This is a genomic window from Lentzea sp. NPDC036955 (assembly GCF_055608005.1).
In genome coordinates, this window is sequence record NZ_JBVJRC010000001.1 from 210155 (window position 1) to 226328 (window position 16174).

The following is a 16174-nucleotide window of genomic DNA, read 5'->3' on the forward strand; positions in this document are numbered from 1 at the left end:
CCATCTTATTTGGTGGGACGGTTTCCTGACCCGTGGTCGGCCACGGTAGACTTCCGGCGATGTCGAGAAGCGCTGCAACGGGCCTCGCGGCCTGCCACGCTCGGCGTCGAGTCACCACGCAACAAGGGCGCTTCCGACTACTCGGGAGCGCGCGTGAGTGATCTCAGGGCCCTGCTGAACCAGCGGATCGCAGTCCTCGACGGGGCCTGGGGCACGATGTTCCAGCAGGCGGGTCTCACGCCGGCGGACTACCGCGGCACCGAGTTCGGCGACCACCACATGGACGTCACCGGCGACCCGGACCTGCTCAACCTCACCCGCCCCGACCTGGTGCTCGACGTGCACCGGCAGTACCTCGCGGCGGGCGCGGACATCACGACGACGAACACGTTCACCGCCACCTCGATCGGCCAGGCCGACTACGGGCTGCAGGACCGGGTGCGCGACATGAACCTCGCCGGCGCCCGGCTCGCGCGGCAGGCGGCGGAGGAGTTCGGCGGGAGGTTCGTGGCCGGCTCGGTCGGCCCGCTCAACGTCACGCTCAGCCTGTCGCCCAAGGTCGAGGACCCCGCCTACCGGGCCGTCAGCTACCAGCAGGTCGAGGACTCCTACGCCGAGCAGATCGCGGCGCTGCGCGACGGCGGCGTCGACCTGCTGCTCATCGAGACGATCTTCGACACGCTCAACTGCAAGGCCGCCATCACCGCCGCCCGCAAGGTCGCCCCCGAGCTGCCGCTGTGGATCTCGGTGACGATCGTCGACCTGAGCGGCCGGACCCTGTCCGGGCAGACCGTCGAGGCGTTCTGGAGCTCGGTCGAGCACGCGGAGCCGCTGGTCGTGGGCGTGAACTGCTCGCTGGGCGCCGCCGAGATGCGCCCGCACGTGGCCGAGCTCGCGCAGAAGGCCGGCACGTTCGTGGCCTCGCACCCCAACGCCGGCCTGCCCAACGCGTTCGGCGGCTACGACGAGACGCCTGAGCAGACCGCGGCCCTGCTCGGCGAGTTCGCGCGGGCGGGCATCGTCAACGTCGTCGGCGGCTGCTGCGGCACCTCCCCCGACCACATCAGGGCCATCGCCGGCGCCGTGCGGGACCAGGCGCCGCGCGCGGTGCCCGAGGCGCGTCACACCACCCGCTTCAGCGGCCTGGAGACGTTCGAGATCGGCGCCGACACCGGGTTCGTCATGATCGGTGAGCGCACGAACGTCACCGGCTCGGCGAAGTTCCGCAGGCTGATCGAGGCCGACGACCACCAGTCGGCCCTCGCGGTGGCGCTGGACCAGGTCCGCGGCGGCGCGAACCTCCTCGACGTGAACATGGACGCCGACCTGCTCGACGGTGAGCAGGCGATGACGACGTTCCTGAACCTCATCGCCACCGAGCCGGAGATCGCGCGGATCCCGGTCATGATCGACAGCTCCCGCTGGGACGTGCTGCAGGCAGGTCTGCGGTGTGTGCAGGGCAAGGGCGTGGTCAACTCGATCAGCCTCAAGGAGGGCGAGGAGCCGTTCCTGGCGCAGGCCCGCGTCATCCGCGACTTCGGCGCCGGCGTCGTGGTCATGGCGTTCGACGAGCAGGGCCAGGCCGACACGACCGAGCGCAAGGTCGAGATCTGCGCCCGCGCCTACGACCTGCTCACCCGCGAGGCCGGCTTCCCGGCGCAGGACATCATCTTCGACCCGAACGTGCTCGCGGTCGCGACCGGCATCGAGGAGCACAACGGCTACGCCAGGGCGTTCATCGACGCCCTGCCGCTGATCAAGGAGCGCTGTCCGGGCGCGCGCACCAGCGGTGGCATCTCGAACCTGTCGTTCTCCTTCCGCGGCAACGACGTCGTCCGCGAGGCGATGCACTCCGCGTTCCTGTTCCACGCCGTCAAGGCGGGCCTGGACATGGGCATCGTCAACGCGGGCCAGCTCGTCGTCTACGAGGACATCCCCGCCGACCTGCTGGAGCTGGTCGAGGACGTCATCTTCAACCGCCGCGAGGACGCCACCGACCGGCTCGTCACGCACGCGGAGACGGTCAAGGGCCCCGGTCAGAAGCGCGTCGTCGACCTGTCGTGGCGCGAGGCCCCGGTCGCCAAGCGGCTGGAGCACGCGATCCTGCACGGCGTCGTCGACTTCGTCGAGGAGGACACCGAGGAGGCCCGCCAGGCCCTGCCCCGGCCGCTCGACGTGATCGAGGGCCCGCTGATGGACGGCATGAAGGTCGTCGGCGACCTGTTCGGCGCGGGCAAGATGTTCCTGCCGCAGGTGGTGAAGAGCGCGCGGGTGATGAAGCGCGCGGTCGCCTACCTGGAGCCGTTCATGGAGAACGAGCCGTCGTCGTCCGCGGGTGGCAACGGCAAGGTCGTGCTCGCCACCGTCAAGGGCGACGTGCACGACATCGGCAAGAACATCGTCGGCGTCGTGCTGGGCTGCAACAACTACGACGTCATCGACCTCGGCGTGATGGTGCCGGCCGCCAAGATCCTCGACACCGCGATCAAGGAGCACGCCGACGTCATCGGCCTGTCCGGGCTGATCACGCCGTCGCTGGACGAGATGGTCGCCGTGGCCGAGGAGATGCAGCGGCGCGGCATGAAGCTGCCGCTGCTGATCGGCGGCGCCACGACCTCCCGGCAGCACACCGCCGTGAAGATCGCCCCGGTCTACGACGAGCCGGTCGTGCACGTGCTGGACGCCTCACGGGTCGTCGGCGTGGTGTCCGACCTGCGCGACGACCGCCGCGGGCACGAGCTGAACCTCGCCAACCGCGCCGAGCAGGCCCGGTTGCGCGAGCAGCACGAGAACCGCAGGCAGGTGCCGCTGCTCGCCATCGCCGACGCGCGCGCCAACGCCGAGCGGGTCGACTTCTCCGAGCTGCCCGCCCCCGCGTTCACCGGCACCCGCGTGCTGACGCCGTCGGTGGCGGAGCTGCGCGAGTACGTCGACTGGACGTTCCTGTTCCTGGCCTGGGAGCTCAAGGGCAAGTTCCCGGCGATCCTGGAGCAGCCGGTCGCCCGCGAGCTCTACGACGACGCCACGGCGCTGCTCGACGAGATCATCGCGAACGACTCGTTCCAGCCGCGCGGTGTGCACGGCTTCTGGCCGGCGCACTCCGAGGGCGACGACATCGTCGTGGAGGTCGGCGCGGAGACCGTGACGTGGCCGATGCTGCGCCAGCAGACGCAGAAGCCGCTCTCCCGCCCGAATCGCTGCCTGGCCGACTACGTGGCGCCTCAGGGCGACCACGTCGGCGGGTTCGCGGTGACCGTGCTCGGCGCGGACGAGCTGGCCGCGACCTACGAGGCGAAGAACGACGACTACCGGGCGATCATGGTCAAGGCGCTGGCCGACCGGCTCGCCGAGGCGTTCGCCGAGTGGATCCACCTGCGGGCGCGCCGCGACTGGTTCGAGCCGGACGCGGCGCCCGAGCTCGCCGACCTGCACGCCGAGCGCTTCCGCGGCATCCGGCCCGCGCTGGGCTACCCGGCCTGCCCTGACCACACCGTCAAGCGCGAGCTGTTCGACCTGCTCGACGCCGGGCGGATCGGCGTGAGCCTCACCGAGTCGTTCGCCATGAACCCCGCCGCCAGCGTGAGCGGGATGATCTTCCAGCACCCGGAGGCGAAGTACTTCACCGTCGGGCGGCTGGGCCGCGACCAGGTCGAGGACTACGCGCTGCGGCGCGGCCGGCCGGTGGCCGAGGTGGAGCAGTGGCTGCGCCCGAACCTGGGTTATGACCCGTCCTGACGGAAAGGCGCACCGGTAATGTGAAAGCGCTTCCCGTCCAGGAGTGCGCTGTCCCCATTTCACATCGGTCGAGGTAGCATCGGCCGCTCTGGAGATCAACCGTTCCGTCGGTCGAGCGAGCCCGAGGTCTGCGATGCGTACTGCGGGGCTGGTGGCGGGCCTGCTGGGCCTGGTGGCCGCCGGCACCGTCGCCACCACCGGCTGCGGTGCCGCCGCGAGCTCGTCGGCGTTGCCGCACGTCGGGTTCGTGGTCAAGCGCACGGGCGGGTCGTTCGCACAGGAGATGACCAGCGGGTTCCACGAGGGCGTCGGCCGGGTCGGCGGGGTGAGCGCGACCGTCACGGGACCCTCCGGCCACGACGGGCACAGGGAAGTCGAGTTGTTCCGGGATCTGTCACGGACGGCGAAAGGCGGTGTCGCCGTCGCCACGTCCGAACCCGCGCTGATGGCGCCGTCCATCACCGCGGCCTTGCGCGAACACCTCTCCGTCGTCGGTGTGGACATGCGACTCGGGTCGAGCTCCGGGGTGGGGCTCCACATCGGTAACGACAACTACGAGCTCGGCGAAAAGCTGGCTGACGAGTTGATGCGCCGATTGCCCTCGGACGCGACCGGTTCGGTGGTGCTGGGAAACGCCACTCCGGGACTGGCCGGGTTCGACGACCGGGCCGACGGAATCCGTGGGCGGTTCGCCGAGAAACTACCGGGAGTGCGGGTGCTGGGGCCGTTCGACACGCAGCGCGACGACGAGGCGAACCTCGACGCGTGGCGACGGCTCGCGGCGGCCAACCCCGGCGCACTGGCTTTCGTGGGGACCGGAGACTGCGACGGGTTCAACCTCGCCGCGATCAAGACCGAGAAGTCGGCGAGGTGGCTGGTGGGCGGGTTCGGGGTCGACCCTCGGACGTTGCAGGCGGTGCGGGACGGCGTCGTGGTGGCGTCGGTCTCGCCGGAGCACTACCTCAAGGGCGCGGTCGCCGGGTGGCTGCTCGCCCGGCAGGCCAGAGGCGGCGCGGAGTTACCCGAGGGGTGGGTGTTCACCCCGGGACTGGCGGTCACGACGGCGAACCTCGACGAGGTCCTGCACCGGCAGGAGTCGGAGCAGGCGCGCGAGCAGTGGTTCCGGCCCCAGCTCGACGCCTTCGTCGAGGACCCCGCGAGCTGGTTGCGACCGTTGGAGCAGGCACGGTGAGGCTTTGGGAGAGCCGCGCCACCGCACGGGTGGCGACGGTGGGGCTGACGGCCGGGCTGCTGGCACTGGCCGGGCTGGCGTTGTGGAGCAGCATCAGCGCGCAGATCACGACCGCGCAGGTGCGCCAGTTCAACGAGACCAGCGAGCGCTGGAGCCGGGTGCTCGAACACATCAACATCACCGACAACGCGCTGCGCGACCTGCAGCTCAAGCGCACCGAGCTGACCGTCGAGCCGTTGCGGAACTCGGTCGGCGCCGCCCGCGGCGAGCTGGAGTGGCTGCAGGCCAACGGAACCCCGTCGGACGTCGCGGTGGCCACGCGCCTGCTGCCGCTGTACGACACGACGACGGAGACGCTGCGCAAGGTGCTCGCCGGTGACGACCCCGCGCAGGTCGACCAGGCCGGGTTCGCGCACTCCTCGCTGCGCCGCCAGGTCTCCACGACGATCGGTGCCAAGCAGCTCGACACCACCGACTACCTGCGCGCGGCGGACGAGAAGAACACCCGGCTGCGGGTCGCGCAGATCGCGGCGTTCGCGCTGGACGCGTTCCTGGTGGGCCTGTTCGGCATGGTGCTGCTCGGCCACCGCCGCAAGATCCTGCGCCAGGCCGCGAAGAACGAGCACGAGGCGCACCACGACGCGTTGACCGGTCTCGCGAACCGGACGCTGCTGGCGCGCCGGATGGAGCAGGTCGTCGCCAAGGCGCACAAGAAGAACGAGCCGCTGGCGTTGCTGATCGTGGACCTCGACCGGTTCAAGGAGGTCAACGACTCGCTCGGGCACCACGTCGGTGACCTGCTGCTGCGCCAGGTGGCCAACCGGCTGTCGTGGGCGGTGCGCGACACCGACCTCGTGGCCCGCCTGGGCGGCGACGAGTTCGCGGTGCTGCTGCCCGGCGTCGGCTCGGCGGACAACGCGCGGATGGTCGCGGACAAGATCCTCACGGCGCTGGCGATGCCGGTGATCCTGGAGGGCCTGGAGCTGGAGATCGCGGGCAGCGTCGGCGTGGCCCTGTGCCCGGACGACTCCCTGGACGGCCACGAGCTGCTGCGGCACGCGGACATCGCGATGTACGCGGCCAAGCGCGACAAGTCCGGTGTGGCCGTGTACGACGCCCGCCTGCACGAGCGCGGTGCCTCGCAGCTCACGGCCGTGACGGAGCTGCGGCACGCGATCGACCGCGGTGAGCTGTTCCTGCACTACCAGCCCAAGGCGCTGGCCGACACGGGCGCGGTGTGCGGCGTCGAGGCGCTGGCGCGCTGGCAGCACCCGACCCGCGGCCTGGTGCGCCCGGACGAGTTCATCCCGGTCGCCGAGGAGAACGGCCTGATCGAGCCGCTGACCCGGTACGTGATCGACGCGGCGCTGCGCCAGTGCCGCACCTGGTCGGACGCGGGCTGGGAGGTGCCGGTGTCGGTGAACGTGGGCGCCGCCTGCCTGCTGCACACCGAGTTCCCCGGCGACGTGGCCGACCTGATCAAGCGCCACGGCCTGCCCGCCAGGCTGCTGACGCTGGAGATCACCGAGTCCGCGATCATCTCCGACCCGGACCGCGCCGTGGACGTGCTGCGCGGCCTGACCGAGCTGGGCGTGCGGCTGTCGATCGACGACTTCGGCACCGGCTACTCGTCGATCTCCTACCTGCGCAGCATGCGGGTGCACGAGATGAAGCTCGACCGTTCGTTCGTCACGCACATGTGCACCGACGCCGGTGACTCGGCGATCGTGCACGCCCTGGTCGCCCTGGCCCGCAACTTCGGCCTGCAGGCCGTGGCGGAGGGCGTGGAGGACCAGGACACCTGGACGGCGCTGGCCGAGGCCGGCTGCGACGTGGTGCAGGGCTACTTCCTCAGCGAGCCGTTGCCCGCCGAGGACGTGGTGGCCTGGCTGGGCGACCGAGCCGCAGCCGCCCACGCTTAGCCCGCATCTGCGAGTACCACCAACTCAAGATCATCCAGCACTTTTCCACTGCCAACCTGTTCGGTGTTCGACGAACGGGTTGGCAGTGGAAAAGTGCGGTTTGCGGGGTGGTTGGTGGTACTTGCAGATGCCGGTCAGGCGCGGGAGCGCCAGGTGTCGATCAACGGCTTCATGAAGTCGACGATCTGCGGCAGCTGCGGCGCGACCACGAGGTAGGCGACGGCGCGCAGAGCGGCGACGGCGTTGACGAACGCCAGCACGTCGGCGTCCAGCTCGCGGAGGCCGTGGGTGCGGGCGCCGCGGTTGTAGGCGGCTTCGAGGTCGGGGCCGAGGGAGGCGAGGTCCCACTCGACCGGCCCGTACGTGACGAGCTCGAAGTCGGAGAACAACGGGCCGGTCGTGCTCGCGAAGATGTTCGCGGGCGGGCAGTCGCCGTGGATCGGCTGCAGTTCTACGCCGGGAAAGCGCTTCTCGAACTCGGCCTGGGAACGCACCACCGGTTCGAGCTCCGCCCATTCACGCCGGGCGCGGTCGAGATCGGCCGCGTCGAGCAGGTCCGGGTGCTTTTCCAGGAGGCGGAACGCGTCGGTGATGAATGCGGGGTCCGCTGTTCCCAGGAATGGGAGCTCGCCCGGATACCCTTTCAGCGCCGCGTGCAGTTCGGCCGCCTTTTCCGAGTTCACGACGTAATCCGGTTCACCGCTCTTGTCCTCCGGGACGAACGGCCAGAACGTGATGGAGAACCCGTCGCGCTGCACGGGTTCGGCCGGCACGTCGGGGCTCGGCGGGATCACCGGGACGCCCTGGTCCGCGAGCCACCGCGCCACGTCCAGCTCGCGCCGCTGGCGGGCGCCGGTGGCGTCGAGGTCCTCGGTGTGCGGCAGGACGACCGGCACGCGGGCCACGACCGGGCTCGGTGCCAGGTGCACGACCACCGAGAACAGCTCGTAGAGCACCACGGGCTCGGTCACGGTGAGGCCGAGGTCGCGCCCCGCCGCCACGGCCGCGTCCCTGGCCGCGGTGGTGCGCCGGACGATGTCGTCGGGGGTCGCGAAGGCTGTCATGGCACGATCGTGTCACGACAGCCCGCGCGGCCGCAGATCATTTTCGCGTCCCTGGGAGGACCCGGTGCCCGACCGCCACCTGATCGACGTCCACGTCCTGCTGCTGCGCGCCGGGCAGGTCCTGCTCTCGCTGCGCAGGGACACCGACCCGCGCTTCGACGGGGTGTGGCACCTGCCGTCGGGCAAGCTCGACCGCGGCGAGTCGGTGCCGGCCGCCGCGGTCAGGGAGGCCCGCGAGGAGGTCGGTGTCGAGATCGACCCGGCCGACCTGCGGCACGTGCACACCGCGCACGTCACCGCGGCCGGTGTGGAACCGCGGCTAGGTCTGTTCTTCACGACCACGCGGTGGGCCGGGGAGCCGGTCAACCGCGAGCCCGGCAAGTGCTCGGCGCTGCGCTGGTTCGGGCTGGACGCGCTGCCGGAGGAGCTGATCGCCTACTCCGCCGCCGGGATCCGCGGTCACCTCGCCGGCACGCCGTTCAGCGTGCTCGGCTGGGATCAGTGACCGCAGCAGGCGTGGTCGGCCCACTCCGGTTCGTGCCACCAGTGCCTGTTCCGCGCTGACGGCAACGGCGGCAGCGCGTCGTCCGTCGCCGTCCGCTGCTGCGCCCGGTAGGGCTTGAGCAAGTCGGCGACGGTGTGCAGGCGCCCGCCCACCATCACCTGGCGCACGTCGGCCGCCGCCCTGATGTCCGCGAGCGGGTTGCCGGAGACGAACGCGATGTCGGCCGGGGCACCGGGCCGCAGCGACCCGATCGGCAGGCCCAGCCACGTCGCCGGGTTGCGGGTGGCGGTGATCAGCGCCTCCCGCGGTGTGAAGCCGAACTTGACCATGGCGCGCAGGTTCATGTGCGTGGCGGTGGCGGGCGCGTCGAGTGGCGCGTCGGTGCCGCAGATCACGAGGCCACCGCCGCGGTGCACGGCCAGCGCGAACTCGACCCAGCCGCGCAAGATGTGCAACGACGAGGAGGCACCACCGGTGTTCGCCTCGGCGAGGTAGCGCTCGTACTCCCACGGCGGGAACAGCACGCGGGTGCGTTCGTCCAAGACCAGCGACCTGTCCTCGGCGAACAGGGCGCGGTTGTGGAACAGGGTCGGGGTCATGGACATGCCGGTGCGGGTGAACAGCGCGACCACGTCCTGGTAGGCGCGGCCCTGGCGGGAGATCGTGTGCGAGTAGCCCAGGCGGTTGGTGGCGCCGACGTGCTCCATGCCGTTCATGCCGATGTTCGCGGCCGGGTAGAGGTAGTGCGACGACAACGGGACGCGGGACCGTTGCACGGCAGCGCGTTGCAGCTCGACGGGGAGCCGGACGTAGGTCTTGAGCATGTCGTAGTCGAGCTCGTGGGCGCGGCGCAGTTCGAGGTCGAGCTGGGCGCGCGACAGGGTCGGGCGCATGAAGTTGTAGTAGACGCGGGAACCGTCGACGGCCTCGCCGGTCGCGTAGAACCGGGGCCCGGTCAGGGTTCCTGCGGCGAGCGCCTCGCGGGTCTCGACCATCTGGTAGACCGGGTCACCGGGTGAGCGGACGGTGGTGATGCCGTAGGCGAGCCACACGTTGCCCTGGCGCGCTCCCCACGCCCGTCCGCGCAGGTGCCAGTGGTTGTGGGCGTCGATGAGGCCGGGGATGGCGGTCAGCGTGCTCGCGTCCACGTCGGCACGACCGCGGTGCGGGCGGACGTCCGCGATCCGGCCGTGGTCGACCACGAGGTCGACGTTCTCGCGCAGCTCGTGCGCCTCGCCGTCCCAGTAAGCCTTGACGTGCACGACTTCGCGCTCGGGTGAACGCTGCTTGCGCCAGGTGAGGCCGACCCGGATGGTGCTGGCCTTGCCGTCCAGTGTGGACTTCCGAAGACGGCCGTTGTTGAGGTACACCAACGCGTCGTCGCCGTGCCACGCCAGCGAGTCGGTGACCTCGCGGGTGACCTGCCGCGGCGTGCCGAGGAACCGGCCCTTGCCGTCGACGGCCACGACGAAGGCGAGGCTCTCGACGACGAACGCGAGGTGCCGGCCGTCGGGCGACCACACCGGGCCGTCGTCGCCGCGGGTCGCGATCGACCGGAACGGCATCGGCTCGGTGTACCGCAGCTCGCCGCTGACGAGGTCGATGGTGAGGACCTGGCTGGTGCCCTCGCGGAACCGCCGGGAGAACGGCTTCACCGCGGCCAGCGCGACCACCGTGCCATCGGCGGACCAGGTGGGACGGCCGGGCTGGAACAGCGTCGGGGTGATCTGGCGGCGACCGGCCACGTCGACCACCCACACCTGGCCGTCCTGGTCGACGTAGGCGACCTTGGTGCCGTCCGGGGAGAACCGGGGCGTGGTCTGCGCGTGCGGCGCGGGCGCGTGGGCCTCGTCGGTGCCGGTCCGCAGGTCCCGCACGCGCAGCTGGGCGATGCCGGTGCGGTCGCTCGCGTACAGCAGCCGGGTGCCGTCGGGCGAGAAGTCCGGGTCGGAGTCGAAGTACGCGCCGTCGGTCAGCTTCGTGGTGCGGCCGTCGGCCAGCAGGTGCAGCGCGTTCAGCGCCCAGAAGGCGATCTTCGTGCCGTCGCGCGACACGACCGGGCTCGCGATGCCCCTGACCTGACCGCCGGTGGGGGTGCGCGCGCGGTGCTGCCGCGGGGTGCGCACGGGAACCGTTGCGCTGAAGGGGATGTCCTTCGTGGACCTGCCGTCGAACAGCCGGATCTTGCCGTCGGCGGTGTAGAGCACGCTGCCGCCGTCCCACAGCGGCGCGAACCCGAAGACGTCCTGCCCGGTGACGACGGCCCGGTCACCGAGCATCAGGTCGGCCTGGCCCGGTCGCATCAGCGTGTAGCTCGGCTGACCGCCCGGCCCGCAGCTCGCGCCGAACAGCTGCGCGCCCGCCGGTGCGGTGACCAGGCGTTCGCGGGTGCCGTCGAGCGCCACGGCGTCCACGGCCGCGTTGCCGACGGTGAAGACCAGCCGGCGGCCGTCGGGTGACCACTGCGGTGCGGCGGCCTCGTCCGGCAGGCCGGTGAGCTGGGTGACGGCACCGGAGGCGACGTCCAGCACGTGCACGCCGTAGCTGCCGCCCCTGTCGCTGGTGAACGCGATCTTCGTGCCGTCGGGCGAGAACGCGGGCTCGCGGTGGTCGTACCGGCCGCTGGTGAGCTGCCGGGGCGTGCTCCCGGCGAGGTCGGTGACGTAGAGGTGGTAGTTGCCGTCCCGGTAGGACTGGAACGCGATCCGGCCGCCCGGACCGAACGACGGCAGCGACGCGTCCTGCAGCTCGTCGGTCAGCCTGCGGGCGGTGCCACCGGTCGCGGGCAGCACCCAGATGGCGGTGACGAGGTCGATCGCGAGCCACCTGCCGTCCCGTGACCGGGTGACGGAGATGTTGGTGCCCTGGGTGAGCGTGACGACGGTGCCCGGTCCGGCCTGCGCCGCACCGGTGGTGGTGAGCGCGGAGGTGGCCGTGGCCAGGGCGGCGGCCTGGCCGGTGCGGGTCAGCAGCTCACGACGAGACAGGTCCATGCGTGGCACTCCCCCAGCGTTGACGCCCTGGAAGAACCACACTGCCACCGCACCGGGCCGGCACCATCCACCGATCGGCGGTCAGGCCACCGCCGTGTACACCAACGCGAGGATCGCGCTGGGGCAGCAGATCGTGACGAGACCGACCACCCCGTAGAACGGCTCCTTCTTGGTGATCATCGCCGCCAGCGCGGCGACCCCCACCCCGACAGTGATCAACAACAACGCCAGCACCAGGTACGACACGGTCTTCTTCCTTCGCAACGGGAGTTCGGGTCACAGGCACGCGGATGTGCGTGGCGGTGCCCGGCACGAAGGTGTGGCCGGTGTCGTGGAGGTCGTGGTGCCGCAGTCGACGTCGTCGCGCTGCGTCGGCGGTTCACCCGTCCCGCTGACGGCGGCGGGCCGCCACGCCCACCCGGTGTCCGGTGCGGCGGGCGTGGCGGTGGCACCGTGCGAGACCGACACCCTGCTGGGCAGGTGCCGGTCCCCCAGGTCCTGGTGCTCCCGCTGGGCGGGCAGCAGCGCCAGCAGCAGGGCGAGCAGCAGCGCCGGCGCGGCGCGGTTCACGGTGCGGTGGCCCCTGCCCGCCTGCGCGCGAAGAACTCCGCGACCGGCTCGACGTAGCGGGCCGCGATCGGGCCGATGACCGCCATCAGCAGCACGTACGCCGTGGACAGCGCCGCGAGCTGCGCGCTGACCATGCCGGAGGCCACCGCGAGACCGGCGATGACGATGGAGAACTCACCGCGGGCCACCAGTGCGGCACCCGCGCGGGCCCGGCCCATCGGCCCGACGCCCTGCCTGCGCGCCGCCCACCAGCCGGTCGCGAGCTTGGTCAGCGTCGTCACCACGGCCAGCGCCACGGCGACGCCGAGCACCGGCGGGATGGAGCGCGGGTCGGTGTTGAGGCCGAACACCACGAAGAACATGGCGGCGAAGAGATCGCGCAACGGCTCCAGCAGGCGGGTGGCGTTCTCCGCGGTGGAGCCGGAGATCGCGATGCCGAGCAGGAACGCGCCGACCGCGGCCGAGACCTGCAGCTGCGAGGCGACACCGGCGACGAGCAGCGCGGAGCCGAGCAGCTTGAGCAGGAACACCTCGTGGTCGGGGCTGTCGACGACGGCGGAGATGTAGCGCCCGTACTTCAGCGCCACGACGAGCACGACGGTGATGGCGAGCAACGAGATGCCGACGGAGGTGAGGCCGCCCAGGAAGCTGACACCGGCCAGCAGCGCCGTGAGCACCGGCAGGTAGACCGCCATGGCCAGGTCCTCGAACACCAGCACCGACAGGACCACCGGTGTCTCGCGGTTGCCGAGCCGGCCGAGATCGCCGAGGACCTTCGCGACGATGCCGGACGAGGAGATGTAGGTGACGCCGGCCATCGCGAGCGCGCCGACCGGTCCCCAGCCCAGCAGCAGCGCGACGACGGCGCCGGGGGTCGCGTTGAGGACGATGTCGAGCAGTCCGGCGGTCCAGGACTTCTTCAGCCCGGTCGTGAGCTCGGAGGCCGAGTACTCCAGCCCCAGGAACAACAACAGCAGCACCACGCCGATCTCACTGGCGAGGTGCGCGAACTCCTCGATGCCGTGCAGCGGGACGATGCCGCCCGCGCCGAACGCGAGGCCGCCGATCAGGTAGAGCGGGATGGGCGAGATGCCGAATCTCCAGGCCAGTCGCCCGAGCAGGCCCAGCCCGAAGAAGACCGCACCCAGTTCGATCAGCGCGATCGTGGTGTCGTGCACTGCGCTCAGCCGCCCGTCAGGATCTCGGCGGCGGTGTCGAGGCCGTCCGCGGTGCCCACGACGACAGCGAGGTCGCCGTTGGAGAACAGGAACTCCGGGCCCGGCGAGGGGTGCGCGGTGCCCTCCCGCACGACGGCGACGACCGACGCGCCGGTGCGGGTGCGCAGCGCGGTGTCGCCGAGCGTGCGGTGCGCGAACGCCGTGACCAGCAGCTGGCGCGTGGTGATGCCGGTGATGTCGCGGTGCTGCTTGCTCAGCTGCGTCACCAGCTGCGGCGCGCCGAGCAGCCCGGCGAGCGTGCCCGCCTCCTCCGGCGCGAGCGGGATCGAGGCGGCCGTCGCGTCCGGGTCGTCCTGTTTGGACAATATGAGCTCGAACTTGCCGTCGCGGTAGGAGATCACGCCGATCCGGCGGCCGGAGCGGATGCTGAAGTCCTGCCTGACCCCGATGCCGGGCAGGGGCGTCACTTCGACGTTCACTGGCGTGCTTCCTGACTTGGGTTCTTGGGTTTTCTAGGGTTCGATCAGCCCGGCGCGGATCGCGTACCGGGTGAGTTCGAGGCGGTCCTTGAGACCGAGCTTCTGCAGCAGGTTGGCGCGGTGGCGCTCGACCGTCTTGACGCTGATGAAGAGCAGGTCGCCGATCTCCTTCGACGAGTGGCCTTCCGCGACCAGCTTGAGGATCTCCTCCTCGCGGTCGGTGATCGCCCGCGACGGGATGCCGCCGCCGTCCTTGGCGCGGTCGAGGTAGTTGCGGATCAACGAGTTCACCGCGCCGGGGTAGAGGAACGGCTCGCCGCGCATCGCCGCCCGGCACGCCTCCACGAGGTCGCGGTCGGCCACCGACTTGAGCACGTACCCGGAGGCACCGGACTTGAGCGCCTCGAAGAAGTACTGCTCGTTGTCGTACATGGTGAGGATCAAGATCCGCAGGTCCGGCAGCAGCCGCGACAGCTCACGCGCGGCCTGCAACCCGGTGAGCCGCGGCATGGCGATGTCGAGGATCGCGAGGTCGGGCTTCTCGGCACGGGCCTTCGTGACGGCCTCCGCGCCGTCGCCGGCCTCGGCCACGACGGTCAGGTCGGGTTCGTTGTCCAGGATCAGCCGGACGCCGCGGCGCACCAGCGCGTGGTCGTCGGCCAGCAGGATGCGCGTCTTCACCGGGCCGGCACCACCAGACGCACCTCGGTGCCCCTGGCCAGGGCGGTGATCTCGACCTCGGCGTGCACGAGCAGCGCCCGCTCCCGCATGCCGCGGATGCCGGCGCCCTCCTCGGCGTCGCCGATGCCCCGTCCGTCGTCGCGGATGCGCAGCTCGACCCCGGCGGGGTGGTTCTGCAGCGCGAGCTCGACCGAGGTCGCGCCGGCGTGCCGGACGGTGTTGGTCAGCCCCTCCTGCGCCACCCGGTAGACCACCAGCTCGGTCTCGGCGTCGAGCTCGGGCAGGTCCTTCGCGAACCGCTTGGTGACCGTGAGCCCGGTGGTGATCTCCGCGGTCAACGCCTTGAGCGCGCTGACCAGCCCCAGCTCCTCCAGCACCCCCGGCCGCAGCCGCCGTGCGATGCGCCGGATCTCGTCGAGCGTGCTGCGGGTGGTCTCCTGCACCTGCCGCAGCTCCTCGCGCATGTGCGCGGGCGCTTGGTCGGCCACCCGCTTCAGCTCCAGCAGCACCACGGTCAACGACTGCCCCACCTCGTCGTGCAGCTCCTGCGCCACCCTCCTGCGTTCCGCCTCCTGCGCGCTGAGCGCCCGCGCCGAGCTGAACCCGCGTTCGGCCTCCAGCCGGTCGATCATCGCGTTGAACGTCGTGATCAGCTCCGCGATCTCCCCGTGCCCCTTGGCGGTCAGTCGCGGCCCCGGTTTGAGCAGGTCGATCGTGGTCATGGCCTTGGTGAGCCGGTCCAGCGGCGCCAGCCCGACCCTGATCAGCACCGCGTTGGCGACCAGCATGGCCACGAGCCCGGCCCCGAGCACGACCATCTCCCCGGACACCGCCCGCGTCGACACCGTCACCGGGCTGAACGCCAGCACGGCCGTGGCGATGATCAGGACCAGGGCGTTGAGCAGGAAGATCCGCCCGAACAACGACACGCGCGCCGCCTTTCCGCGATCACTTCCCGCCACGCCTTGCGAGGCTGACGGGCGCACCCACCACGTGTCCATCCGTGGCAACACCCATGTTCGGTCTGCATGGGGGTCAGCGCTGGCCGGATCTGCGTGCCCGCCCGGATCGTTTTCCCCGGCAGCGCGGGAGAAGGTGGAGACGTCTCGACCGCACGGCGACGGGAGGCGGAGATGGAGACCACACGACGACCGCGCAGACCCGCACTGAAACGGGCCCCGAGGTGGACGCTGCTGGCCGTGGCGTTCTCGTCGGTGGCGGCGGGGCTGGTGCTGCCGCACACGCTGCTGATCGCGGCCGGCCTGCTGCTGGCCGGGTGCGTGGCACTGCCCTAGCGGGCGCGCCGACACGAGGACCACGCCGGCGGAGGCCGCCGCTGTCAGGCAGAAGCTGACGGCGGCGGCCTGGTCTTCCCGGTCTTACCGGTTTTCCTGGTCTTGCTGGTCCGGGTCTACCCGGACGTGGGCTTGCTCAGAGCGCCAGCGCGCCTTCGATGCGCGCGAGCATCGCGTCCTCGGCGTCGACGACCACGCCGTCGGCCTCGGCCACCTCGCGCGCGATCGTCAGCACCGCGGCGGGAAACGACCTCGCGTCCTCCGGCGAGCGCGTGGTGAGGATCTTCATCGAGCCGCGCAGCGCCTCGAGGACGACCGGCTCGACCTCCTCGTCGGTGCCGGCGGGCACGGACGGGCGGGCGGCGCCCATGACGAGGCGCAGGTCGGGCGACAGGTGCGACAGGGCGCGCAGGCCGGCGAACCGCTCCTCCAGGACGGGGCCGGGGTCGGCGTGGGAGACCAGCAGCATCGCGCCGTACACGGCGGTGCGCAGCGTGCGGCTCTCCTCGTCGGTGAAGAAGATCATGGCGTCCACTCCATGTCTTGTGATCAGGCGGTTT

The 16174-nt window shown here is 71.2% G+C and carries 14 protein-coding genes and 1 riboswitch; of the genes, 5 read left to right on the forward strand and 9 right to left on the reverse strand.

Translation table 11 applies throughout. From position 1 onward, the window contains the following. Window positions 1-58: 58 nt before the first annotated feature. Window positions 59-140: riboswitch (S-adenosyl-L-homocysteine riboswitch) on the forward strand. Between the two features lie 13 nt (window positions 141-153). The 3 genes from metH to ACZ7CF_RS01035 all read left to right on the forward strand — a co-directional run bounded on the left by metH (window position 154) and on the right by ACZ7CF_RS01035 (window position 6849). Continuing rightward, window positions 154-3735 (forward strand): methionine synthase, encoded by a 3582-nt coding sequence (gene metH, locus ACZ7CF_RS01025; protein WP_470368498.1) that lies wholly within the window; start codon window positions 154-156, stop codon window positions 3733-3735. Window positions 3736-3868: 133 nt separating this feature from the next. Then, complete coding sequence (locus ACZ7CF_RS01030; RefSeq protein WP_470368499.1) at window positions 3869-4927, forward strand: sugar ABC transporter substrate-binding protein; 1059 nt, start codon at window positions 3869-3871, stop codon at window positions 4925-4927. After that, entirely contained in the window at window positions 4924-6849 is a 1926-nt protein-coding gene (locus tag ACZ7CF_RS01035) for a putative bifunctional diguanylate cyclase/phosphodiesterase (RefSeq protein WP_360387648.1), read from the forward strand. The genes ACZ7CF_RS01030 and ACZ7CF_RS01035 overlap by 4 nt, the downstream gene beginning before the upstream one ends. 134 nt (window positions 6850-6983) lie before the next feature. Here ACZ7CF_RS01035 and ACZ7CF_RS01040 read toward each other — a convergent pair whose 3' ends face one another. Continuing rightward, window positions 6984-7913 carry a phosphotransferase gene (locus tag ACZ7CF_RS01040; protein ID WP_470368500.1) on the reverse strand — a complete coding sequence of 310 codons (930 nt, stop codon included), beginning with the start codon at window positions 7911-7913 and terminating at the stop codon, window positions 6984-6986. Between the two features lie 64 nt (window positions 7914-7977). Here ACZ7CF_RS01040 and ACZ7CF_RS01045 point away from each other — a divergent pair, with 64 nt between their 5' ends. Beyond that, window positions 7978-8418 (forward strand): NUDIX hydrolase, encoded by a 441-nt coding sequence (locus ACZ7CF_RS01045; RefSeq protein WP_470368501.1) that lies wholly within the window; start codon window positions 7978-7980, stop codon window positions 8416-8418. Here ACZ7CF_RS01045 and ACZ7CF_RS01050 read toward each other — a convergent pair. From ACZ7CF_RS01050 to ACZ7CF_RS01080, 7 genes are all read right to left on the reverse strand, one after another. Beyond that, entirely contained in the window at window positions 8412-11411 is a 3000-nt protein-coding gene (locus ACZ7CF_RS01050; RefSeq protein WP_470368502.1) for a DPP IV N-terminal domain-containing protein, read from the reverse strand. The genes ACZ7CF_RS01045 and ACZ7CF_RS01050 overlap by 7 nt on opposite strands. A gap of 81 nt (window positions 11412-11492) precedes the next feature. Further along, the gene (locus tag ACZ7CF_RS01055; RefSeq protein ID WP_360387640.1) at window positions 11493-11657 is read right to left on the reverse strand and encodes a hypothetical protein; all 165 of its coding nucleotides are present in this window, start codon (window positions 11655-11657) and stop codon (window positions 11493-11495) included. Window positions 11658-11687: 30 nt separating this feature from the next. Beyond that, window positions 11688-11981, reverse strand: coding sequence for a hypothetical protein (locus ACZ7CF_RS01060; RefSeq protein ID WP_470368503.1), 294 nt, complete (start codon window positions 11979-11981; stop codon window positions 11688-11690). Beyond that, the gene (locus ACZ7CF_RS01065; protein WP_360387635.1) at window positions 11978-13159 is read right to left on the reverse strand and encodes a cation:proton antiporter; all 1182 of its coding nucleotides are present in this window, start codon (window positions 13157-13159) and stop codon (window positions 11978-11980) included. Before ACZ7CF_RS01065 ends, ACZ7CF_RS01060 begins: the two co-directional genes overlap by 4 nt. Before the next feature lie 5 nt (window positions 13160-13164). Further along, a complete protein-coding gene (locus ACZ7CF_RS01070) occupies window positions 13165-13638 on the reverse strand; it encodes a cation:proton antiporter regulatory subunit (protein ID WP_360387633.1) in 474 nt (157 codons plus the stop codon). 33 nt (window positions 13639-13671) lie between these two features. Continuing rightward, window positions 13672-14319, reverse strand: coding sequence for a response regulator transcription factor (locus tag ACZ7CF_RS01075; protein WP_360387631.1), 648 nt, complete (start codon window positions 14317-14319; stop codon window positions 13672-13674). Continuing rightward, entirely contained in the window at window positions 14316-15281 is a 966-nt protein-coding gene (locus ACZ7CF_RS01080; RefSeq protein WP_470368504.1) for a HAMP domain-containing sensor histidine kinase, read from the reverse strand. The genes ACZ7CF_RS01075 and ACZ7CF_RS01080 overlap by 4 nt, the downstream gene beginning before the upstream one ends. Window positions 15282-15347: 66 nt before the next feature. Between ACZ7CF_RS01080 and ACZ7CF_RS01085 the strand changes: the two genes are divergently transcribed. Continuing rightward, window positions 15348-15614, forward strand: a complete 267-nt coding sequence (locus ACZ7CF_RS01085) for a hypothetical protein (RefSeq protein ID WP_470368505.1) — start codon at window positions 15348-15350, stop codon at window positions 15612-15614. A gap of 136 nt (window positions 15615-15750) precedes the next feature. On the opposite strand, the gene ACZ7CF_RS01090 is transcribed toward ACZ7CF_RS01085, so the two are convergent. Further along, the gene (locus ACZ7CF_RS01090; RefSeq protein WP_458433200.1) at window positions 15751-16140 is read right to left on the reverse strand and encodes a hypothetical protein; all 390 of its coding nucleotides are present in this window, start codon (window positions 16138-16140) and stop codon (window positions 15751-15753) included. Window positions 16141-16174: the final 34 nt, after the last annotated feature.